The organism is Pseudomonas sp. D3-27 (assembly GCF_051132165.1).
Classification (GTDB): Bacteria; Pseudomonadota; Gammaproteobacteria; order Pseudomonadales; family Pseudomonadaceae; genus Aquipseudomonas.
The window spans coordinates 1347062-1368104 of the sequence record NZ_CP071667.1; the positions used below are offsets into that span (position 1 = coordinate 1347062).

Annotated in this window: 18 protein-coding genes; 3 read left to right on the forward strand and 15 right to left on the reverse strand. The window is 61.9% G+C overall.

The features are described from left to right. Positions 1-23: 23 nt before the first annotated feature. The 4 genes from J3P92_RS06360 to J3P92_RS06375 all read right to left on the reverse strand — a co-directional run bounded on the left by J3P92_RS06360 (position 24) and on the right by J3P92_RS06375 (position 4830). Positions 24-977, reverse strand: coding sequence for a hypothetical protein (locus J3P92_RS06360; RefSeq protein ID WP_434562606.1), 954 nt, complete (start codon positions 975-977; stop codon positions 24-26). Positions 978-994: 17 nt separating this feature from the next. Then, entirely contained in the window at positions 995-2710 is a 1716-nt protein-coding gene (locus J3P92_RS06365) for a proline--tRNA ligase (protein WP_434650125.1), read from the reverse strand. 144 nt (positions 2711-2854) lie between these two features. Next, on the reverse strand, positions 2855-4432 hold the full coding sequence (locus tag J3P92_RS06370) for an AmpG family muropeptide MFS transporter (protein ID WP_420764298.1): 1578 nt from the start codon (positions 4430-4432) through the stop codon (positions 2855-2857). Positions 4433-4476: 44 nt separating this feature from the next. After that, positions 4477-4830: an MGMT family protein gene (locus tag J3P92_RS06375; protein ID WP_434562610.1), complete on the reverse strand. Its 354-nt coding sequence runs from the start codon at positions 4828-4830 to the stop codon at positions 4477-4479. 155 nt (positions 4831-4985) lie between these two features. Between J3P92_RS06375 and J3P92_RS06380 the strand changes: the two genes are divergently transcribed. Beyond that, positions 4986-5993, forward strand: coding sequence for a DUF481 domain-containing protein (locus J3P92_RS06380; RefSeq protein ID WP_420764300.1), 1008 nt, complete (start codon positions 4986-4988; stop codon positions 5991-5993). A gap of 177 nt (positions 5994-6170) precedes the next feature. Here J3P92_RS06380 and J3P92_RS06385 read toward each other — a convergent pair whose 3' ends face one another. Beyond that, entirely contained in the window at positions 6171-6380 is a 210-nt protein-coding gene (locus tag J3P92_RS06385; protein ID WP_002554837.1) for a cold-shock protein, read from the reverse strand. Between the two features lie 353 nt (positions 6381-6733). Here J3P92_RS06385 and dcd point away from each other — a divergent pair, with 353 nt between their 5' ends. Together dcd and J3P92_RS06395 are read left to right on the forward strand one after the other, a co-directional pair. Beyond that, positions 6734-7300, forward strand: coding sequence for a dCTP deaminase (gene dcd / locus J3P92_RS06390; RefSeq protein ID WP_017126297.1), 567 nt, complete (start codon positions 6734-6736; stop codon positions 7298-7300). Positions 7301-7401: 101 nt separating this feature from the next. After that, positions 7402-7608 carry a hypothetical protein gene (locus J3P92_RS06395; RefSeq protein ID WP_420764301.1) on the forward strand — a complete coding sequence of 69 codons (207 nt, stop codon included), beginning with the start codon at positions 7402-7404 and terminating at the stop codon, positions 7606-7608. A gap of 34 nt (positions 7609-7642) precedes the next feature. On the opposite strand, the gene pdeM is transcribed toward J3P92_RS06395, so the two are convergent. The 10 genes from pdeM to J3P92_RS06445 all read right to left on the reverse strand — a co-directional run bounded on the left by pdeM (position 7643) and on the right by J3P92_RS06445 (position 20883). After that, positions 7643-8299 carry a ligase-associated DNA damage response endonuclease PdeM gene (pdeM, locus tag J3P92_RS06400; protein WP_434650127.1) on the reverse strand — a complete coding sequence of 219 codons (657 nt, stop codon included), beginning with the start codon at positions 8297-8299 and terminating at the stop codon, positions 7643-7645. Beyond that, positions 8299-10785, reverse strand: a complete 2487-nt coding sequence (locus J3P92_RS06405) for a ligase-associated DNA damage response DEXH box helicase (protein WP_434650129.1) — start codon at positions 10783-10785, stop codon at positions 8299-8301. The genes pdeM and J3P92_RS06405 overlap by 1 nt, the downstream gene beginning before the upstream one ends. Before the next feature lie 250 nt (positions 10786-11035). Further along, entirely contained in the window at positions 11036-11800 is a 765-nt protein-coding gene (locus J3P92_RS06410; RefSeq protein WP_420764304.1) for an ABC transporter ATP-binding protein, read from the reverse strand. Between the two features lie 13 nt (positions 11801-11813). Next, positions 11814-12932 carry a succinylglutamate desuccinylase/aspartoacylase family protein gene (locus J3P92_RS06415; protein WP_434650130.1) on the reverse strand — a complete coding sequence of 373 codons (1119 nt, stop codon included), beginning with the start codon at positions 12930-12932 and terminating at the stop codon, positions 11814-11816. A gap of 27 nt (positions 12933-12959) precedes the next feature. After that, positions 12960-13670 (reverse strand): ABC transporter permease, encoded by a 711-nt coding sequence (locus J3P92_RS06420; protein WP_434562618.1) that lies wholly within the window; start codon positions 13668-13670, stop codon positions 12960-12962. Next, on the reverse strand, positions 13667-14395 hold the full coding sequence (locus tag J3P92_RS06425) for an ABC transporter permease (RefSeq protein WP_420764307.1): 729 nt from the start codon (positions 14393-14395) through the stop codon (positions 13667-13669). Before J3P92_RS06425 ends, J3P92_RS06420 begins: the two co-directional genes overlap by 4 nt. Positions 14396-14453: 58 nt before the next feature. After that, the gene (locus tag J3P92_RS06430; RefSeq protein WP_434609912.1) at positions 14454-15236 is read right to left on the reverse strand and encodes a transporter substrate-binding domain-containing protein; all 783 of its coding nucleotides are present in this window, start codon (positions 15234-15236) and stop codon (positions 14454-14456) included. Positions 15237-15495: 259 nt separating this feature from the next. Next, positions 15496-17184 carry an ATP-dependent DNA ligase gene (locus J3P92_RS06435; protein WP_434650132.1) on the reverse strand — a complete coding sequence of 563 codons (1689 nt, stop codon included), beginning with the start codon at positions 17182-17184 and terminating at the stop codon, positions 15496-15498. Further along, positions 17181-18212 carry a ligase-associated DNA damage response exonuclease gene (locus tag J3P92_RS06440; RefSeq protein WP_434650134.1) on the reverse strand — a complete coding sequence of 344 codons (1032 nt, stop codon included), beginning with the start codon at positions 18210-18212 and terminating at the stop codon, positions 17181-17183. Before J3P92_RS06440 ends, J3P92_RS06435 begins: the two co-directional genes overlap by 4 nt. Before the next feature lie 220 nt (positions 18213-18432). Further along, the gene (locus J3P92_RS06445; RefSeq protein ID WP_434650136.1) at positions 18433-20883 is read right to left on the reverse strand and encodes a penicillin acylase family protein; all 2451 of its coding nucleotides are present in this window, start codon (positions 20881-20883) and stop codon (positions 18433-18435) included. Positions 20884-21043 lie beyond the last annotated feature (160 nt).

A 21043-nucleotide genomic window follows, 5' to 3' on the forward strand; every position in this document is an offset into this window, starting at 1 on the left:
AAGCATCCCTCGTTCAGCCAGGTTCAACTCGCCCCTGGATCCGCCACCAACCGTCCGCCATCCTTGGTCAAAGCCTTCAGGAACTCGGTCTGCAGTTCCGGATCGTTGCGGGTCAGTTCGATCAGGCTTTGCTCCAGCTCACTGGCTTCTTCTTCAAGGCCCAGTTCCGACAGGCGTTTGACCCGGTGAACCCACTGGCTCACTTCGTCATCTTCCAGGTCGTCGTAGATCAATGCGTGGGCTTCGACCAATTTGCTGCGCAGGGTGCTGCTGATGCTCAGCGACGAGTCGGTATGCACCTCGTCCTGGGCATCCGTCACGCTGATCTGCAATTTGCCGAACTGGCTCAGGTCATGTTCGGCGAACGGGCTTTCCAGCAGGTTCAAGCGCAGCACCCCGTTGCGGTCGGTGCTCATCTCGAATGTCTGGCGGGCGGCCTTCACCTGTACCGGGCGTTCGCTCCAGGGCAGGCTCGAGTGCTCGGTGCGCTTGTCGCGCTGGATTTCGTCGATACCGGCCAGGTTTTGTTGCGCTCGACCGTTGGACGGGACGTTCATGAATGGGTTCAGGCCGGCGAAACCGTAGCTGATCCAGTCACGGGTCGCGGTGTCAGGCAAGGTGCCCAGGGCGAACACATTGACCACGTTCGCGCCGACACCGGCCACCACCGCCACCGCGCCCAGCGGGATCTCATAGACCTCGCGCCATGGCTGGTAGGGCGTGTAGCGATCGTAGTGCCGGGTGACTTCGAATTCAGTGACCTCGAAAGTCTTTTGCTCGTTGATCCGAACCCGACGCTGCGGCAAGTCGAGCACCTTGGGCTCGCCCACATCGATCTGCAGACTATGGTCGAGCAGCTTGCGCTCGATCCGTTCTTCGTGCTCGTTGCGTTGCGACATCTGGTTGGCGCAGCCGCTGACCAACAGGGCGCCGCACAGTGCGGCGCCCCCGAGGCCTAAGGTGTTTCGCTTGAACATGACGTCTCTATCTGGTCTCAGCGGCGGATACGAGCCTGGAGGAAGGACAGCGCTTCGGCGACCGGTAGCGCTTGCGGCTCGGCCTCGGTGCGGCTCTTGTATTCCAGGTTGCCTTCGGCCAGGCCGCGATCACTGACTACGATCCGGTGCGGGATACCGATCAGTTCCATGTCGGCGAACTTGATACCGGGGCTGGTTTTCTTGTCGCGGTCGTCCAGCAGCACCTCGAAGCCAGCGGCCGTCAATTCGGCGTAGAGCTTGTCGGTCGCTTCGCGAACCTGTTCGGTTTCATAGCGCAGCGGCACCAGCGCGACCTGGAAGGGCGCCAGTGTGTCGCTCCAGATGATCCCGTTCTCGTCGTTGTTCTGCTCGATGGCAGCGGCCACCACGCGGGATACACCGATGCCGTAGCAGCCCATCTGCAGGGTGACCGGCTTGCCGTTGTCGCCCAGCACCTCGCATTTCATCGCCTTGCTGTACTTGTCGCCCAGCTGGAAGATGTGTCCGACTTCGATACCGCGCTTGATTTCCAGAGTGCCCTTGCCGTCCGGGCTTGGATCGCCGGCCACCACGTTGCGCAGGTCCGCGACGGCTGGAACCGGCAGATCGCGCTCCCAGTTCACGCCGAAATAATGCTTGTCGTCGATGTTGGCGCCGATGGCGAAATCGCTCATCAGCTCCACCGAGCGATCAATGATGATCGGCAGCGGCAGGTTCAGCGGGCCGAGGGAGCCGGCGCCGGCGCCGATGGCGTCGCGCAGCTCGGCGTCGGTGGCCATGACCAATGGGCTTGCGACGCCAGGCTGGTTGGCCGCCTTGATTTCATTGAGCTCGTGATCGCCGCGGACGATCAGGGCGATCAGCTTGCCTTCTTCTTCCGCGCGCACGATCAGGGTCTTGATGGTGCGTTCGATCGGCAGGTTGTAGCCTTCCACCAACTGGGCGATGGTCTTGGTGTTGGGTGTATCCACCAGGCGCAATTCTTCGGTCGGCGCGGCGCGGGACGTTTCCCGTGGCACGGCTTCGGCTTTCTCGATGTTCGCGGCGTAGTCGGAGCCGTTGCTGAAGACGATGTCGTCTTCGCCGGACTCGGCCAGTACGTGGAATTCGTGGGAGCCGGCACCGCCAATGGAGCCGTTGTCGGCTTCAACCGGGCGGTATTTCAGGCCCAGGCGGGTGAACACGTTGCAGTACGCCTGGTGCATGCGGTCGTAAGTAACCTGCAGCGACGCCAGGTCGGCGTGGAACGAGTAGGCGTCCTTCATGATGAACTCGCGACCGCGCATCAGGCCGAAGCGCGGACGGATCTCGTCACGGAACTTGGTCTGGATCTGATACAGGTTGATGGGCAGCTGCTTGTAGCTGCTCAACTCGTTGCGCATCAGGTCGGTGATCACTTCTTCGTGGGTCGGGCCTGCGCAGAAGTCGCGACCGTGACGGTCCTTGATGCGCAGCAGCTCGGGGCCGTACTCCTCCCAGCGTCCCGACTCCTGCCACAGCTCGGCCGGTTGGGTGCTCGGCATCAACACTTCCAGAGAGCCGGCGGCGTCCATTTCTTCACGGACGATGGCTTCGACCTTGCGCATGACCCGCAGGCCCATCGGCAGCCAGGTGTACAGGCCGGAGGCGAGTTTGCGGATCATGCCGGCACGCAGCATCAGCTGGTGGCTGATCACGACGGCGTCGGAAGGCGTTTCTTTCTGTGTGGCGAGCAAAAATTGACTGGTGCGCATGGTTGGCCGTTGTCGGTTGCTGATGACGAGAAGTGACGCAGCATTGTACGGGCGAGATGCCCTGGCGTACAGGCGCGTGGCCTGTTGCCGGATCCAGGCGCCGCTTTCTTCGGCGCCTGCTGAGCTTTCCTACGATTCTTGGGCCTACGACTCTTGGGCGGGCCGGGTCGGCGTCGATTTCGACTCCGGCTCTGACTCCGTTCCGTGCGTCGAGTCCTGGCGGCGATTTTCCTGGTACCAGTGGAGCGCGATCAGCAGCAAGGTTGGAACGCCGAGCAGGGCGGTGATCAGGAAGAAATCGTGATAGCCGAACTTTTCCACCATGACCCCGGAATACCCACCGATCAGGCGCGGCAGCAAGAGCATGATCGAGCTGAGCAGGGCGTACTGGGTTGCGGAGAATTTCAGGTTGGTCAGGCTGGACAGGTACGCAACAAATGCCGAGGTCGCCAGGCCGGAGCTGAAATTGTCCAGGGAGATGGTGACAATCAGCATCTCCAGGTCGGCGCCCATCCCCGTGAGCATCAAGAACAGGATATTGGTGGCCGCCGAGGACACGCCGCCAATGAACAGGATCGGCAAGATGCCGAATCGCACGATGAGCAGGCCGCCCATGCCGGCGCCCACCAGCGTCATGATCAGCCCGAATATCTTGCTGACGCTGGCGATCTGGTCCTTGGTAAATCCTTGGTCGATGTAGAACACGTTGGCCATGACGCCCATGACCGTGTCGGACATGCGATAGGTGGCGATCAGGCCGAGCAGCAGCAGCGCCTGCCAGCGGTAGCGCAGGATGAAGTCGTTGACGGGGGTGAGCACCGGCGCCAGGCCGCGACGGCCCATCGACGACAGGCACATGACAGTCAGGAGGATATAGAGGATGGCGCGCAGGAACGCCCGGTCCTCGAGCAGCAGGTCGAGCAGGCTGACGCCCTCGAACAGCACGCTGGCGAAGTCGGTGTTATAGAGTTGGGTGAACATGGCCGGGACCGACACCAGGAGCACGATCAGGACGAACACCGATGCGAGCTGATGGACGAAGGTATAGCGCCCGGCCTGCAACTGTGTGCGCAGTGGCACCGGAGGCTCGCGCATGAACAGTGAGGTCAGCAAGGCGGGCACCATCAGCACGCCGAACAACAGGTACGTGCCCGCCCAGGCCGAATGTTTGTAGCTGAACCCGGTGGAGCCGAAGCCCTCGGCGAAAAACAGCGCGCCGGCCGTGGCCAGCAGGGCGGCGACCCGGTAGCCGGACATGTAGCTGGCGGCCAATGCGGCCTGGCGGGTGTCGTCCACGATTTCCAGCCGATAGGCATCGACGGCGATGTCCTGGGTCGCGGAGGCGAAGGCCACTATCACCGCGATTGCGATCAGCCAGGACAGGTGCTTTTGCGGATCGCAGAAACCCATGCCCACCAGGCCCAGGATGACCAGCCCTTGGGATAGCACCAGCCAGGATCGGCGGCGTCCCAGCTTGCCCAGCAGTGGCAGGCGCCATTGGTCCAGCAATGGCGACCAGACCCATTTGAAGGCGTAGGCGAGGCCGATCAGGCTGGCGTAACCAATGGTCTCGCGAGCCACGCCGGCTTCGCGCAACCAGACCGAGAGCGTGGAAAACACCAGCATGTACGGCAAGCCGGCGGCGAAGCCAAGCAGCAACAGCACGAGCGTCGAAGGACTGGCATAGGCGGCGAGGGCGGCGCGCCAGGTTTTACGGGGCATGGGCTGGAGTCTGCCTCAAAAATTGCGAAAACAAAGCGCGCACTCTAACCGCTGTGCTCTACCGGGCGCCAGCCATGGCGCTGAATATCAACACGATTATTCAGGACACTGATCCCCTCCGTGCGCAAGCGCGCGCGTTGTTCGTCCCCTGAGGGGCTTCCCACCGGCAGGCTGATCCGACCGCCGGCACCGAGCACGCGATGCCACGGCAGCTTCGTGTCGCCGGGCAATTGGCTGAGGGTTCGTCCGACCCAGCGCGCGGCGCGGCCCAGCCCGGCCATTTCGGCGAGTTGGCCGTAGGTTACGACTTTGCCGGCAGGCACCTGTGCCAGAGTGAGGTAAAGCGTGGTGCGGCGGATCTGGGCGGCGTTCTCGGTGGCCGAAGTGGCGTCAGTCACAAGCGCGGTTCCTGAAAGTGTCCGTCTGTAGATTAATTCCTACAGGGCGGGTTGATAAATGAACTCATCTTCCATACGTGGGTCAGTCGTTGCTGAGGTGTCATCCTGGGGGATAATGCCGCTTTTTCATCGCAAACTTGAGCCCATTATCGCTTATGTTGTCCAGAACCCTGCTTTGCCTAGCTGTTACGAGCGCCTCCATGCCTTTGCTTGCCGATACCGTCTGGTTGAAGAACGGCGACAAGCTCAGCGGCAAGATCACCGTTTTCGACGGCGGCAAGTTGCTGATCCAGACCGATTATGCCGGCGCGGTCCCTATCGATTGGAAACAGGTCAAGACCCTTGAAAGCGACCAGCAGTTGTTGGTCAAGCAGGACGCTTACAGTGGCGAGAAAGCCAAGGCGTTGCAGGCGGCCGAGGATGGCAAGGTGACCTTGGCCAATGGTGATGTGCCCAAGACCGTCGAGCTGGCGAGCATCCAGCAGATTCTCAAGCCCAAGCCGGTGGTCGAGGATTTGGTGTGGAAGGGCAATATCGACGCCGCACTGGATTACCAGCGGGCGGAAAACGACACCGACGACTACGACATCGACTTCAAGACCTCGGCGCGCCACGGCAGGTGGCGGCACACCGCCGAAGGCGAATACAACCGCGAATTCCAGGACGACATAGTCTCGGCTGATAACTGGCGACTGGAGTACTCCCTCGACCGGTTCATCACCGATAAATGGTTCTGGCAAGGTCGGCTCAACTACAAGCGCGACAAAGTCGAGGACCTGGCCCGCCAGCGTGTCGTGGGTACCGGTCCGGGCTACCAGTTCTGGGACGACGAACTGGGTGCGTTCTCCCTGGGTTCGCTGCTCAACCGCACCGATTACGAGTACAGCGATGGCGGCAAGGACAACTTCTATTCCGTCGCCATGAAATGGGACTACAACCGTTACCTGATCGGCAAGCGGGTTGAGTTTTTCACCAATGGCGAAGTCGGCAAGCCGCTGTCTGGCGTGGCGGATTATGCCTACGACGCAGAGTTGGGGTTGCGCTATAAAGTGACCGACTGGGCGTCACTCAATCTCAAGGCCGAGAAAGATGTCATCGAAGGGACGGAAGACAGCGACATCAGTAAGACGCGCTACACGGCTGGGTTCGGTGTGACCTGGTAATCCCAGGCTAATCAACGAACCCTCCTGTGGGAGCGAGCTTGCTCGCGATAGCGGTGGATCAGACAGACCGCTATCGCGAGCAAGCTCGCTCCCACAGTTTTTTTGTGCCTGAAAAATCAACAGGCACAAAAAAGCCCCGCTTTTAAGGGCGGGGCTTCTTACTAAAGCAAGTACAAGTTAGATAACTTGAACTTCTTCAGCTTGCATGCCTTTCTGACCGCGGGTAGCGATGAAAGAAACCTGTTGGCCTTCTTTCAGGCTTTTGAAGCCGTCGGATTGGATAGCTTTGAAGTGAACGAACAGATCGTCACCGGATTGTGGAGTGATGAAGCCGAAGCCTTTTTCATCGTTGAACCACTTAACGGTACCGGTTTGGCGATTAGACATGGTGTAACTCCTTGAACAAAGATAACTGCGACTCAGGAAGAACCCTGGCCGAGACTGAGTGCAAAGAGCAGGAAAAATTCTTGTAGATGGTTGGATCGAAATTCAACATATCGTGTAGAGATTCTCAGTGACACAAGCAGCACAGTGACGCCACCTTAACCCTTTTTCCGGAACGTGCCAATGGTCTTTGCGAAGGTTTCTCGGTTTTAATGACTGACGGCGCTGACGGTTGCCGCCAGGGCCCGGAAATCAAGGTGGATCGGCGAGAATTGCGTCCCGCACTTTGAACCCGCCCCGCGCCCCGGTAAGATGCCGGACAGTTTTTTCCACCTCGCTATTTCAGGAAACCCGCCATGAGCATCAAATCGGACAAGTGGATTCGCCGCATGGCGCAAGAGCACGGCATGATCGAGCCCTTCGTAGAGCGCCAGATGCGTGGCGAAGGCGCCGACCGGCTGATTTCCTTCGGTGTTTCCAGCTACGGCTACGATGTGCGCTGCGCCGATGAATTCAAGGTGTTCACCAACATCAACTCGGCCACAGTCGACCCGAAGAACTTCGACGAGAAGAGCTTCGTCGACATCAAGAGCGATGTCTGCATCATTCCGCCGAACTCCTTCGCCCTGGCCCGCACCGTCGAGTATTTCCGTATTCCGCGCAACGTGCTGACCATTTGCCTGGGTAAAAGCACCTATGCCCGTTGCGGCATCATCGTCAACGTCACGCCGCTGGAACCGGAATGGGAAGGCCATGTGACCCTGGAGTTTTCCAACACCACGACCCTCCCGGCCAAGATCTACGCCAACGAAGGCGTGGCGCAGATGCTGTTCCTCGAATCCGATGAAGAGTGCGAAGTGTCCTACAAGGACCGGGGTGGCAAATACCAGGGCCAGCGCGGCGTGACACTGCCGCGCACCTGATTCTGACGAGCTGTTGGAATTCCTGGGCGGGCAGGCACTCTATGAAGTGTACTGCCCGTTTTTTGCGTCAGCCCAATGGGCCTTCGCTCAGGAGTAGCTCTATGAAGATCGATCCGCGAATCAGTGCCGAACTGGCAAGTCTTGAGCCCAATCAGATCGGCGTCCTGGCTTGGTCACTGCTGGCCCATCCTGCTGAAGCGGCAGGCGGCATCCCCGGTCAGCCAGATCCCGATACCCCCAACGAGCAGCCAACCGAACCCGGCGAACCGACACTTCCCGACGAGCCGCCTCCTGCGCCCGTAGCCTGATCACATATGGCCCGTCAGTTGAAGCGAATGCGCTTCAGCTGACGGGCCATATTTCGTTGTCGCCAATCACGAAGATCTTGCAGTCGTTGTCCTGCTCGACCCGATAGCCTCCGGTGAACGCACCGAAGGCCGGCAGCAGGCTGACATCACTACCGAGGCGGAAACACGGAAGCCGAAGCCGTTGCCGGCCTTTGCCTGTCAAGTGATAGACCGGGTGCACATGCCCGGCCAGCACATGTCGGCTTGGGTGCGGCGTGGGTTCGTGTTGCACGGCGAACGGGCCCAGCAGCAGTGGCTCGGGTACGACGCGGATATTCATCGAGGGCGGTGGATCGCCAGCGCTCTTGTCGTGATTGCCACGTATGAGCGTGATGGGAAGTGCTTGATGCCGTTCACGCCAACCGGCGAGAGCGTTCAGAGTGCCGGGGGCATGGGAACCAGGCCCGTGAAGGAAATCCCCAAGGAAAATCAGCAATCGGCACGGCACGCTTGCCAGCAGTTGATCCAGCACGACGATATTGCTCGCCGTCGTGCCGTGGGGCACCGGTTGGCCGAGGCTGCGATAGGCAGCGGCCTTGCCGAAATGTGCGTCGGCCACCATCAGGGTTTCCTGGGCCGGCCAGTACAGGGCTTTGTGCGGCAGCAGCCAGAGTTCTTCACCGGCGAGGTTGATGGGGTAGGGCGCGGGCATCAGACGGTACCTTTATCGGCGGTTCGTTCCAGTTCGCTGACCATCCGGCGGATGCGATCGGCAAGTTTTTCCGAGCTCATGCTTTCGCGGAACCGTTCCACCAATAACGGGAAGCCCAGCGGGGTGGGGCGTTTAATGATGTGCAGGTCCAGCTTCAACGTATCGAGGCGTTCCAAGGTCTGCTCCAATCGGCGTATATCCAATTCTTCGCGCAGGACCTCCTCGCCGGCCTGGGCCAGCAGCAGGTTATCGGCGTCGTATTGCTTGAACACTTGAAAAAACAGTCCGCTGGAGGCCTGGACTTGCCGTGTGCTCTTCGGCGCGCCGGGATAGCCGGCGAACACCAGCCCGGCGATTCGGGCGATCTCGCGAAAGCGCCGCAGCGCCAGTTCTCCGGCATTCAGGCTGGCGAGCACGTCCACCAGCAGATTATCGGTGCGCAAGAGCCCCGGGTTCAGGTGCGCTGACCAGTCCACTTGGGTGGCGCTGAGCAGTTCCAGTCCGTAGTCGTTGACCGCGATGGAAAATGTCACCGGTTGTCGCTGGCTGACGCGCCAGGCCAGCAGGCTGGCAAGCCCGAGGTGAACCTGGCGCCCGGCGAACGGATAGAGGAACAGGTGCCAGCCCTCCCGGGACTTGAGCGCTTCGGCCAGCAACGTGCCCTGCGTGGGGAGGCCGGACCAGCGCAGTTGCGTCGATAGCAATGGTTGCACGGCGCGCATCTCCGGGCCGTCGAAATGGCCTGCGGCGGCCTCGCTCAGGCGTGCTACGACCGCGGCGGCAAGTTCGCTGGAAAGTGGCATGCGGCCGCCGTTCCAGCGTGGCACGGCAGCTTTTTTCGCCTGGCTGCGCCGCACGTAGGCCGTCATGTCTTCGACCCGGACCAGTTCCAATAACCGCCCGGCGAAGAGAAACCCGTCGCCGGGACGCAGCCGCGCGATAAAACCTTCTTCCACGCTGCCCAAGGTTTTTCCGCCACCGCCCTTGCTCCAGAACTTCAGCTGCAGGCTGGCGTCGCTGACGATGGTGCCGATGCTCATGCGGTGGCGCCGGGCCAGGCGTGCGTCAGGCACGCGCCATACGCCGTGCTCGTCCGGCTCGACCCGTCGATAGTCAGGGTAGGCCGTCAACGAGAGTCCACCGTGGCGCACGAACGCCAGGGCCCATGCCCATTCGGCAGGGTTCAAATCGCGGTAAGCCCAGGCGCCACGCACCTCGTCGAACAGTTCGTCGGGCCTGAAACCGCCGCCCAGGGCCATGCTGACCAAATGCTGGACCAGCACGTCCAGGGGTTTGTGCGGCGATTCCCGGGGCTCGATGCGCCGCTGCGCCACGGCGTCCTGCGCGGCGGCGGACTCGATCAGTTCCAGGCTATGGGTCGGCACGAGTGTGATTCGCGAGGTCCGTCCCGGCGCGTGACCGGAGCGTCCGGCGCGCTGCATCAGCCGCGCCACACCCTTGGCCGAGCCGATCTGCAACACCCGTTCTACCGGCAGAAAATCCACCCCAAGGTCCAGGCTTGAGGTGCACACCACCGCTTTGAGCTGGCCATCCTTGAGGGCTTGTTCCACCCAATCCCTGGTCTCGCGGGACAACGAGCTGTGATGCAGCGCGATCAGCCCGGCCCAGTCCGGACGTGCCTCGAGGATCGCCTGGTACCAGATTTCCGACTGCGCACGGGTGTTGGTAAAGACCAGGCAGCTGCTGCTGGCGTCGATTTCGGCGACGACCTGGGGCAGCATTTTCAAGCCGATGTGCCCGGCCCAGGGGAAACGTTCAAGGGTCGGCGGCAACAGCGTATCGACCTGTAGGGCCTTGGCGTTGGCACCCTGCACGCTGGCACCATTGCCTTGTGGGATAAGCACCTGTTCGGCGTGGGCCTGGTTACCCAGGGTCGCGGAGACTCCCCACACGATCAGCCCCGGATGCCAGCGCCGCAAGCGGGCCAGGGCCAGTTGCAGCTGCACGCCACGCTTGTTGCCGAGCAATTCGTGCCATTCATCCACCACGACCATGCGCAAGGTCGAAACGGCGGTTTGCGCGTCGGCGCGGGCCAGCATCAGGGTCAGGCTTTCCGGGGTGGTGATCAGCGCCGTGGGCAGGCGTCGGCCTTGGCGGGCGCGTTCGTTCGCGCTGGTGTCACCGGTGCGCAGGCCGACGGTCCAGGGGATCTGCAACGGGTCGAGGGGCGCTTGAAGTGCCTTGCCGGTATCAGCGGCCAGCGCGCGCATCGGCGTTATCCACAAGACTGTCAACGGCTCGGCCGCAGGTTTGCGTTTTCGGGGTTTGTCCGGCGGCGGCACGGCGCGGGCGAAACGGTTGAGAGCGGCAAACCACACGGCGTAGGTCTTGCCGGCGCCGGTGCTGGCGTGCAGCAGCCCCGACTCGCCGCGCTTGACCGCGGCCCACACATTTTTTTGAAAAGCGAACGGCTTCCAGCCCCGGGCGTCGAACCACTTTTTTGCGAAGTTGCTGGATGTCGCCATGCGTGCCGTGTGCGCCCTGAAGGTCCTTCTTCAGTGACCACGGCAGGAGATGAAGGTTTATTTGATCGACTGGTCGGGCGCGGACCCCTGTGGGAGCGAGCTTGCTCGCGATAGGGCCAGCTCAGGCAGCATCGATGGCGACTGGTCTATCGCCTTCGCGAGCAAGCTCGCTCCCGCAGGTATTGCTGTGTTTAAGACTCGTTGATTGAACGCCAGCGGGAGCAAGCTCCCTCGCCACGGAGGCGGGGAGTTATTTCAGATTGCCGCTGAGGAACTGCTTGAGTCGCTCGCTCCTGGGGTTGCCCAGCACGTCTTGCGGCGCGCCTTCTTCTTCCACCAGGCCCTGGTGCAGGAACAGCACCTGATTGGAAACCTTGCGGGCGAAGCTCATTTCGTGAGTCACCATGATCATGGTGCGGCCTTCTTCCGCCAGGCCTTGGATCACCTTCAACACTTCTCCCACCAGCTCCGGGTCGAGGGCGGAAGTCGGTTCGTCGAACAGCATGACTTCCGGCTCCATCGCCAAGGCGCGGGCAATCGCCACGCGCTGTTGCTGCCCGCCGGACAGGAACGCCGGGTATTGCTCGGCGACGCGGGCCGGCAGGCCGACCTTGTCGAGATAACGACGGGCGCGCTCGTCGGCTTCCTGCTTGCTGACGCCCAGCACCCGGCGTGGCGCCATGGTGATGTTTTCCAGCACGGTCATGTGGCTCCATAGGTTGAAGTGCTGGAACACCATGGCCAGGCGCGTACGGATGCGTTGCAGCTCGTCGGCATCGGCCACGCGCATGCCGTGATGATCCTTGATCATCTGGATCGACTGGCCGTCCAGGGTCATGGCGCCGTCGTTGGGTTGTTCGAGGAAGTTGATGCAGCGCAAGAAGGTGCTTTTGCCCGAGCCGCTGGCGCCGATCAGGCTGATCACGTCGCCGGTCCTGGCCTTGAGTGAAACCCCTTTGAGCACCTCGTGCTGGCCATAGCTCTTGTGCAGGCCTTCGATGGTCAGTTTGTACATGGAACAGGCATCCTCAAGGCGAAAGTAAGTAGCCGCTGCGGTAGGCTTCGGTTCCGGCGACATGGGCGATGACCATGCCGGCGGTGGCCATGCGGCGCAGCGAGCGGGCATAAAGCAGCCCGGCGTTGCGGCAATGAACGGGCGTGACGGTGTCGTTGACCGGGTCGATGATTTCGGCGATCAGTTGCCCCGCCTGCATGTACTCGCCGGGCAGGGCGTTGTACACCAGCAGCCCGCCAACCGGCGTCGCCACCGGTTCGACGGCCGCCAGCGGCGTGGCCGGGTAGGGCAGGTCGGGCAACGGCACCGGTTCGCCGTCGATGGCGCCGTAGTTGATCAGGTACTCGATCAGTGCCTGGCAGTCGAGGCTCGCCAGGCCGTGGTTGACGTCACCCTGGCCGCGCAGTTCGACGGTGACGGAAAAGCTTCCCAGGGGAATCTCGAATCGTTCGCCAAAACGTTCCTTGAGTTGCCACCACAGCAGCGTGAAACACTCATCGAACGACTGGCCGCCCGAGTCGGTGGCCAACAGGCTGGCCTCGGCGCCGATGTAGCGCGCCAGCGGCTCGACCTGCGGCCAGGCTTCGGGGGTGGTGTAGAGGTGGGCCACGGCTTCGAAATCGCAATGCAGGTCGAGCACCATGTCGGCGTCGCAGGCCAGCCGCTGCAGGACCAGGCGCTGGGATTGCAATTGCGTGCTGGCGCTCTGGCGGCTCAGGGCATCGCGCAGGCTGGTACGGATCAGCATCAGGTTGTGCTGCGGGTCGTCGGTCAGCAAGCCTTCGATTTCGTTGCCGATCTCTTCGCTCAAGTCGACGAACCGGCGGTTGAAATTCTGCCCGCTCTCCAACTCATAGCGGCCCAGCGGCACGTCCATCAGCACTTGTTCAAGGCCGATGGGGTTGGCGATCGGCACCAGCACGATCTCGTGTCGCAAATGGCCGGAGGCCTCCAACTCGGCCAGGCGCTGCTTGAGGTGCCAGGCCACGAGCATGCCGGGCAGCTCATCGGCGTGCAGGGACGACTGGATGTAGATTTTGCCATCGGCCTTTTCCGGGCCGAAGTGAAAGCTGTGGATCTTGCGTGCGGTCCCCGGCAGCGGGGCCAGCAGGTCATGTATCTGGTGGCGCATGTGCGTGTATGTCCTGGAACGGAAGCCTTAGTGGGTTGGCCCGAGGAAGGCCAGCCAGCGGCGTTCGGCGAGGCGGAAGAGGCCCACCAGTGCAAACGTTATGGTCAGGTAGATCAAGGCGGCGATCCCGAACGACTGGAACGTCAGGAACGTGGCCGAGTTTGCATCCCGCGCGACCTTCAGCACGTCTGGAACGGTAGCGGTGAACGCCACGGTCGTCGAGTGCAGCATCAGAATCACTTCGTTGCTGTAATACGGCAGCGAACGACGCAGGGCCGACGGCATGATCACGTAGGCGTAGAGTTTCCAGCCGGTCAGGCCGTAAGCCTTGGCCGCCTCGACCTCGCCGTGGTTCATGCTGCGAATGGCCCCGGCGAAAATCTCCGTGGTGTAGGCGCAGGTGTTCAAGGCGAATGCCAGGATCGTGCAGTTCATCGCGTCGCGAAAGAAACTGTCGAGCATGGGTTGGGCGCGCACCGCCTCGAGGCTGTAGATGCCGGTGTAGCAGATCAGCAGCTGAATGTAGAGCGGCGTGCCACGGAACAGGTAGGTGTAGAACTGCACCGGCCAGCGGACGTAGAACCTGGGTGAAACCCGGGCGATGGACAGCGGGATCGATACCACGAAGCCGATCAGCAACGAAGCGCTGAGCAGCCACAGAGTCATCGCCAGGCCCGTGATGTTGACGCCGTCGCTGTAGAGAAACGGTCGCCAGTATTCCTGCAGGAGTTCGATCATCGCACCGCCTCCCGGGCTCCGGCGGCGTAGCGCCGTTCAAGCCAGCGCAGGATGATATTGGACGCGCTGGTGATCATCAGATAGATCAGCGCCGCGAGCACCAGAAAGTAGAACAGCTGGTAGGTGCTCTTGCCGGCGTCCTGGGCCGCCTTGACCAGGTCAGCCAGGCCGATGATCGACACCAGCGCGGTGGCCTTGAGCATCACCATCCAGTTGTTGCCAATGCCCGGCAGGGCGAAGCGCATCATTTGCGGGAACACCACGTAGCGGAAACGCTGGCCACGCTTGAGGCCATAGGCCGTGGCCGCTTCGACCTGCCCGCGAGGCACCGCGAGGATCGCGCCGCGAAAGGTTTCGGTGAAGTACGCGCCATAAATGAAGCCCAGGGTGATGACCCCGGCGCCGAATGGGTTGATCTCGATGTATTCCCATTCCATGAAATCGGTAAAAGACGTCAGCCAGGTTTGCAGGCTGTAGAAGATCAGCAGCATCAGCACCAGGTCGGGTACACCGCGAATCAGCGTGGTGTAGAGCTGGGCTGGAACACGCAGCAGCTTGACGCTGGACAGCTTGGCGCTGGCGCCCAGCAGGCCGAGCAGAACGCTTAACAACAGGGACAGGGCAGAGAGCTTGATCGTCATCCAGGTGCCTTGCATCAGGAGCGGGCCAAAGCCCTGCAGGCTGAAGGCCGAGAGCCCCAGATTTTGTAGGAGTTGTTCGAACATGGAAGATTGCCTTGGGCAGAAAAAAAGTGCCCACCCGAAACCGGGTGGGCACTGCGCATTATTTGCCGCTGTACAGATTCAGATCGCCAAAGTGTTTTTTCTGGATTTCGGCGTACTTGCCGTCGTCGTGTAACGCTTTGATACCTTTATCCAAAAGCGCTTTCAGCTCTTTGTTACCTTTCTTGATACCGATAGCGGTCTTGGAGGGCAGCAATTCACTGTCAACAGGCTTGCTGACTTCATAGCCTTCGCCTTTTGGCGACTTCAGGAAGCCCAGCTCAGCCTGAAGCATGTCCTGGATCGCGGCATCGAGGCGGCCGGAGGTCAGGTCGGAATAGACCTGATCCTGGTTCTGGTAGGCCTGGGTCTTGACGCCAGCCTTGTCCAGCACGGTCTTGGCGTAGGTTTCCTGGATGGTGCCTTGCTCGTAGCCAACGGTCTTGCCTTTGAGCGAGGCAACGTCTTCGCTCAGGCCCGAACCTTTCTTGAATACATAAGCCGTTGGGCCGGAGAACAGCTCGTTGGAAAAGTCGATGACTTTTTCGCGGGCCGGGGTCACGGTCATGGACGAGATCACGCCGTCGAATTTATTGGCCTTGAGGCCTGGGATCATGCCGTCGAAATCGCTTTCGACCCATTTGCATTTGACCTTCAGTTCTGCGCAGATCGCATTGCCCAGGTCGATGTCGAAACCCACCAGATTGCCGTCGGCGGCCTTGGATTCGAACGGGGCGTAGGACGGGTCGACACCAAAACGCAGTTCCTTGTATTCCTTGGCCGTGGCAGCGCCAGCAGCCACGCACAATGCCAGTGCAGAAAGGGTCAGCAGTGCTTTTTTCATTATTGAGTCCCTAAAACCAATTTGAGCGCTTGTGGCGCGTTGGATTGTTACCGGTGAAGGTCTGAACGGTATGACGGCATAAAGGTAGCAATTTCCGAACCATAGTGCCGAACAAGTGTTTTAAAAGCACTCGCGGCAGGTGACGGAACGCGATGGTGCGCGGGGATGAGCGTACATCAAAAAGCGCACCGGGATGGAGCGTGCGCTGTTTGGAAAAACGCTATGGCAAAAGACGAACGGTTTTTTGTGGCGAGGGGTGTTATTTCAGCAAGTCCTGAAGGGTTGCCAGTGTGTCGGCCTCATCGACGCTCTTATCCTGGCGCCAGCGCAACATTCGCGGAAACCGCACCGCGATCCCACTCTTGTGGCGCTTGGACAGGGCGATGCCTTCGAAGCCCAATTCGAACACCAAGGTGGGGGTGACGCTGCTTACCGGGCCGAACTTTTCCACGGTGGTCTTGCGCACGATGCTGTCGACCTGGCGCATTTGTGCATCGGTCAGGCCTGAATAAGCCTTGGCGAACGGCACCAGCGTGCGTTCGCGACTGCCCGGCGGGTTGTCCCACACCGCGAAGGTGTAGTCGCTGTACAGGCTGGCGCGTCGGCCATGGCCGCGTTGGGCGTAGATCAACACGGCATCGACGCTGAACGGATCGATTTTCCATTTCCACCAAACGCCCATGTCCTTGGTCCGCCCGACGCCGTACAGCGCATTGCGGGCCTTGAGCATCATGCCTTCGACGCCGAGGCTGCGTGAGGCTTCGCGCTGGCGGGCGAGGTCGAGCCAGTCCCGGCCGGTCACGACGGGCGACGGCAACAGCACGGGGCTGTGGCAACGGGCGACCAACGTTTCCAGCTGTTCGCGACGCTCGGCCTGGGGCCGGCTGCGCCAGTCCTCGCCTTGCCATTCCAGCAGGTCATAGGCCATCACCACCACGGGGGCGTCTTCGAGGATTTTCTTGCCCAGGGTCTTGCGACCAATGCGTTGTTGCAACAAGGCGAAGGGTTGCACCGCAGGTTGCAGTGGCGCCTGCGGGTCGAAAGCGTCGTCGGTGACTGACTGCGGCGCTTTCCAGACGACGATCTCGCCGTCGATTACCGTGCCGTCGGGCAACGCCTGGGCCAGGGGGTGCAGTTCCGGGAATCGTTCGGTGACCAGGTCCTCGCCTCGGGACCAGATCCACAAGTGGCCGTCGCGCTTGATCACCTGGGCGCGGATCCCGTCCCATTTCCACTCAACCTGCCAGTCACTGGCTGGCCCCAGCAGGGTGTCGAATTGCTCCGCCGGTTGCGACAGGGCGTGTGCCAGGAAGAACGGATATGGCTGGCCGCCGCGCTGGGCATGTTCATCGTCGGACTCGGCGGCGATCAGCTTGAGGTAGCTGGCCGCCGTGGGACGATGGGACAGATCGGTGTAGCCCACCAGTCGTTGGGCCACCCGTTTGCTGTCCAGCCCGGCCATTGTCGCCAGGGCACGGGTCACCAATAGCTTGGACACACCGACGCGGAAACTGCCGGTGATCAGCTTGATGCAGAGCATCAGGCTCGACCGGTCGAGCTGCGCCCATAGCGCCGGAAGCCGTTGAGCCAGGACGTCGGGCGACTCACCGCGCAGCGGCAACAGTTTCTCTTCGATCCAAAGCGCCAGGCCCTCGTCGCTGTTGTGGGTCGATTCGGGAAGGACCAGAGAAATGGTTTCGGCCAGGTCGCCCACGGCCTGATAACTCTCCTCGAACAGCCAGAGCGACAACCCGGACACCCGGACCGCCAGCTCACGCAGGATTTTCACCGGCACCAGTTGCCGTGGACGGCCACCGGAGAGGAAGTACACGGCCCAGGCGGCATCTTCCGGCGATGCCTTGCCGAAATAATCCTGCATGGCGGCCAGCTTGGCGTTGCTGGAGGTGGTGGCGTCCAGTTCGGCATACAGCTCGGCGAAGGCTTTCATGGTGCCTCCTCGCCGCTGACGGGTGCCTGGGCGAGGTCTTCTTCATCGTCGCCGTACTCGGTGGTGAAACCCTGGGCGTCGAGACCTTGTTCGCAAAGGTGGCGCACCAGCACGGCGACCGAACCATGGGTGACCATGACCCGCTCGGCGCCGGTCTGCTCGACGGCCCAGAGCAGGCCAGGCCAGTCGGCGTGGTCGGACAATACGAATCCGCGGTCCACGCCGCGGCGCCGACGGGTGCCGCGCAGGCGCATCCAGCCACTGGCGAAGGCGTCGCTGTGGTCGCCGAAACGACGCATCCAGCTGCTACCGCCGGCGGAAGGTGGAGCAATGATCAGCGCCTGGCTCATGATCGGGTCGTTCTTTTTGAAATCGCCCGCATAAAGTGTCGGCGGCAGGTGAATACCTGCTTCTCGGTACACCCGGTTCAACGGTTCCACCGCGCCGTGGGCGAGGATCGGCCCGAGGCTGTCATCGATGCCGTGGATAATCCGCTGGGCCTTGCCGAAGGAATAGCAGAACAACACGCTGGCCCGGCCGGCGGCAATGTTCCCGCGCCACCACTGGTTGATCTCATCAAAGACTTGCGCCTGGGGTTGCCAGCGATAGATCGGCAGGCCGAAGGTGGATTCGGTGATGAACGTGTGACAATTCACCGGCTCGAACGGTGCGCAGGTGCCGTCGGGCTCGACTTTGTAATCGCCGGAGGCGACCCACACTTCGCCTTCGTATTCCAACCTGACCTGGGCCGAGCCCAGCACATGGCCGGCGGGATGAAAGCTCAGCGTCACGCCGTGATGCCGCAGGCGTTCGCCATAGGGCAGCGTTTGCAGGTTGATGTCCTGGCCCAGCCGGGAACGGAGAATGCCTTCGCCGGGGGCCGCTGCGAGGTAGTGCTGGTTGCCGCCGCGGGCATGATCGCCGTGGGCGTGGGTAATCACTGAGCGTTCTACCGGGCGCCAGGGGTCGATGTAGAAATCTCCGGGCGGACAGTACAGGCCTTCGGGGCGGGCAATGACAAGATCCATGCGGTCACCGGGGCGATGGGCTTGTCAGGTAGAGGCGGGGGCGGGGGGAGAAGTTCGATCGGTTTTCAGAGGACGGACTGACGCCATCGCGAGCAAGCTCGCTCCCACAGTGGCTTGGTGTGATGCGGAAATACGGAACTCAACACCGCCTCATTGTGGGAGCGAGCTTGCTCGCGATGGCAGTTTTCAACTCACCGCAAATCTCAAAGGCCGTTCCAGGTTATTTTCCAGGCACCAACGTCAACCGCGCCTTGCCATACCCGCGATCAAAGTTCTGTGGTTGCATCGGCAGGCTTTGATACTGCGCCTTGATCCACGGATCGATGCCGTTCACATAGTTCGGGCTGGCCGGGTTCCCCGATTGACCGGCGCCGCCCTGGATCGTCAACGGCTCGGGCTGGCTGAAATCGACGATCAAGCGCAGGGCCGGCGCCAGGGCGGTGTTGAAATCCTGGCCCCAGGCGAATGCGGCGGCATTGAGCGTGGTGCCATCACCGCCAGCCGCCAACGGCCCACGTACGACCTGGCCGCTGGTGTTTTTCCACTCGTAGCGGTGCAGTTTCCCCCACTGCCAAGTGGTGTGATCGCTGCCCAGTTGGCTCTCGCCGACAGTGATTGCCGCTGCCAGGCTGCGAGCCAGGATCACGGCCTTGTCTTCTTTCTGCGGGGTGCGCACGTCGTCCCAGAACGGGCTGTCCTCGCGGCCGAGCAGGTGATCGGCCTGGGCCGAGTAGGATCGTTGGCCGTTCGCGACCAGTGCTTTCCAAGCCGGGCTGCTTTCCGGACCCAGTTCATCGAGGAACGTCTGCTTCATGCTTTCCTGCAGGAACAGCTCGTAGAGCGCCGCGTCGGTGGACACCGGGCTGAGCCTGCCGTCGAACGCCATCAGGCGGGTGTAGGCCTCGCGAGCCTTGGCCCGGTCCGCCACCGGCAGGGCTTCGATCGCCTGTTTCAGCGGCTGGGCCATGCCTGGGGCTTCGAAGACTTTCTTGAGTTTGGCCGCGAACGTCGTGGTCTGGTCATATTGCATGGCGCTCAGGCTGCGGGCGTCGTGCTTGCCGGCGCCGGCCAGTTCGGCCAGGCGCTCGCCACGCTCCGGCGCCGCCCAGGAGTTAGACAATTGCATGCCGTAGCCATGGGGAATGACTCGCTGGTTGGTAGTGCCGAGCCAACCCTGGACCGGGTCCTGGTCGTAGGGGTGCAGCATCGGGTCGGCATAACCGTCCCAGTCATAGCGACCCTCCCAGCCGGGCGATGGCAGCAATCCTTCGCCTTCACGGCGGTTGGGGTAGCGGCCGGTCACTTGCCAGCCGATGTTGCGCGCGTCGGCAAACACCATGTTCACCGCCAGGGCGCGAATCTCCCGGCTGGCATCCGAGGCTTTCTCGATATTTCGCGAGCGTGACAGATCGAAAAACGCATCCAGGGTCTTGTCGTCGGTGAAACTCGGCAATTGCAAGGCCAGCCCCAGACCGTTGGCCATGGCTGGGCCTTGGGCGCTGTTGAGCAGGGGGCCGTGGCGGGTCTCGTACACGGCTTCACGAATAGACCGTTGACCCTTGATGAAATAGGTTTCGTTGCGCACGGTCGCCGGCTGCCATTTGCCGTTCACTTCGTAGGACAGCCCGTTGCCCTGGCGTCGGATCTTTTCCAGGAACAGGTCTTGGTTGTCACCAAGGACGCTGGTCATGCTCCACGCCACGTGGCCGTTGAAGCCGGCCAGGATCATCGGAATACCCGCCACGGAAAGCCCGGCCGCCTGGTACTTGGGCGCGCGGATCTGCACCGGGCTCCAGAGCGACGGCACGCCCAGCGGGCCATGGCTGTCGCTGGCCAACAGGCTTTTACCGTTGCGGCTGCGTTGCGGGGCGATGGCCCAGTTGCTCGAAAACGCTGCGCCCAACAGATTCAGGTCGGACAACTGGGCGCCAGCCTTGCTGATTTGGTCCAGGCCGGGCACCTGGCCATTGAGGCGGACGCCCTGAAGTTTATCGGCTTCCGCCAGGGGCAGCGGTTCATCGGGGTAGGACGGGCTCAGCCAGGCCAGTTTGTCGTTTGTGACGGTCTGGGCCAGCACCAGGGTGGCCAGCTCTTCCGGCAAGTTGGCCGACTGGCTGAAATTCAGCAGGCAGAACAGCAGCGCCGAGTCTTCCGGCTTCCAGTATTCGGGCTTGTAGCCGGTGGCAGCCAAGTCCGCCGGCAACTTGTCGCGATAGCGGAACAGGTAGGCATTGACGCCCCGGGCATAGACTTCAAAGAATCGCTTGAGGCGCGGCGATGACGCTTTATAAAGCTCGTCGGCGTTTTTCTTCAGGTTCACCGCCCGCATGTAGCGGTCGATATCGAGCCGTTCGGCCCCGGACATTTCCGCCAGCCGACCTTGGGCAAGCAGGCGCAGGGTCGCCATCTGCGTGATCCGGTCACTGGCGTGGACATAGCCGAGGGCGAACAGGGCGTCGTGGAAACTGTTGCTTTCGATCAGCGGCATGCCCATGGCGTTGCGCCGGACCGAGACATTCTGCGCCAGCCCCTTGAGCGGTTGCACGCCGGTGGTAGGCGGGACAGTGTCCTGGGTATTCCAGGCCTGGCAACCGCTCAAACCGAGCACACTGGCCGCTGCTGCGGCTACGCCGAGCTTGGGAATGAGGGAAATAAAGGCTGGCGAGGCCATGGCAAAGCTCCTGCGGGAGGGGTGGCACCAATAAAGGCGCTACGTTAGTGAGCAGGAAGGGGCCGCGCAAGCGGGCGGTGGGGTTATTTGTTGATTTGGCGATGAAAGCCTGCGGCGAAGCCCGCGGCGAAGCTCGCAATCCGCTGAACACGTGGCGATG

Excerpts from the sequence above, each read along its gene's own strand:
- J3P92_RS06360 (WP_434562606.1), bottom strand. The coding sequence starts at position 977 with ATGTTCAAGCGAAACACCTTAGGCCTCGGGGGCGCCGCACTGTGCGGC.
- J3P92_RS06365 (WP_434650125.1), bottom strand. The coding sequence starts at position 2,710 with ATGCGCACCAGTCAATTTTTGCTCGCCACACAGAAAGAAACGCCTTCC.
- J3P92_RS06370 (WP_420764298.1), bottom strand. The coding sequence starts at position 4,432 with ATGCCCCGTAAAACCTGGCGCGCCGCCCTCGCCGCCTATGCCAGTCCT.
- J3P92_RS06380 (WP_420764300.1), top strand. The coding sequence starts at position 4,986 with ATGTTGTCCAGAACCCTGCTTTGCCTAGCTGTTACGAGCGCCTCCATG.
- J3P92_RS06385 (WP_002554837.1), bottom strand. The coding sequence starts at position 6,380 with ATGTCTAATCGCCAAACCGGTACCGTTAAGTGGTTCAACGATGAAAAA.
- dcd (WP_017126297.1), top strand. The coding sequence starts at position 6,734 with ATGAGCATCAAATCGGACAAGTGGATTCGCCGCATGGCGCAAGAGCAC.
- J3P92_RS06395 (WP_420764301.1), top strand. The coding sequence starts at position 7,402 with ATGAAGATCGATCCGCGAATCAGTGCCGAACTGGCAAGTCTTGAGCCC.
- pdeM (WP_434650127.1), bottom strand. The coding sequence starts at position 8,299 with ATGCCCGCGCCCTACCCCATCAACCTCGCCGGTGAAGAACTCTGGCTG.
- J3P92_RS06405 (WP_434650129.1), bottom strand. The coding sequence starts at position 10,785 with ATGGCGACATCCAGCAACTTCGCAAAAAAGTGGTTCGACGCCCGGGGC.
- J3P92_RS06410 (WP_420764304.1), bottom strand. The coding sequence starts at position 11,800 with ATGTACAAACTGACCATCGAAGGCCTGCACAAGAGCTATGGCCAGCAC.
- J3P92_RS06415 (WP_434650130.1), bottom strand. The coding sequence starts at position 12,932 with ATGCGCCACCAGATACATGACCTGCTGGCCCCGCTGCCGGGGACCGCA.
- J3P92_RS06420 (WP_434562618.1), bottom strand. The coding sequence starts at position 13,670 with ATGATCGAACTCCTGCAGGAATACTGGCGACCGTTTCTCTACAGCGAC.
- J3P92_RS06425 (WP_420764307.1), bottom strand. The coding sequence starts at position 14,395 with ATGTTCGAACAACTCCTACAAAATCTGGGGCTCTCGGCCTTCAGCCTG.
- J3P92_RS06430 (WP_434609912.1), bottom strand. The coding sequence starts at position 15,236 with ATGAAAAAAGCACTGCTGACCCTTTCTGCACTGGCATTGTGCGTGGCT.
- J3P92_RS06435 (WP_434650132.1), bottom strand. The coding sequence starts at position 17,184 with ATGAAAGCCTTCGCCGAGCTGTATGCCGAACTGGACGCCACCACCTCC.
- J3P92_RS06440 (WP_434650134.1), bottom strand. The coding sequence starts at position 18,212 with ATGGATCTTGTCATTGCCCGCCCCGAAGGCCTGTACTGTCCGCCCGGA.
- J3P92_RS06445 (WP_434650136.1), bottom strand. The coding sequence starts at position 20,883 with ATGGCCTCGCCAGCCTTTATTTCCCTCATTCCCAAGCTCGGCGTAGCC.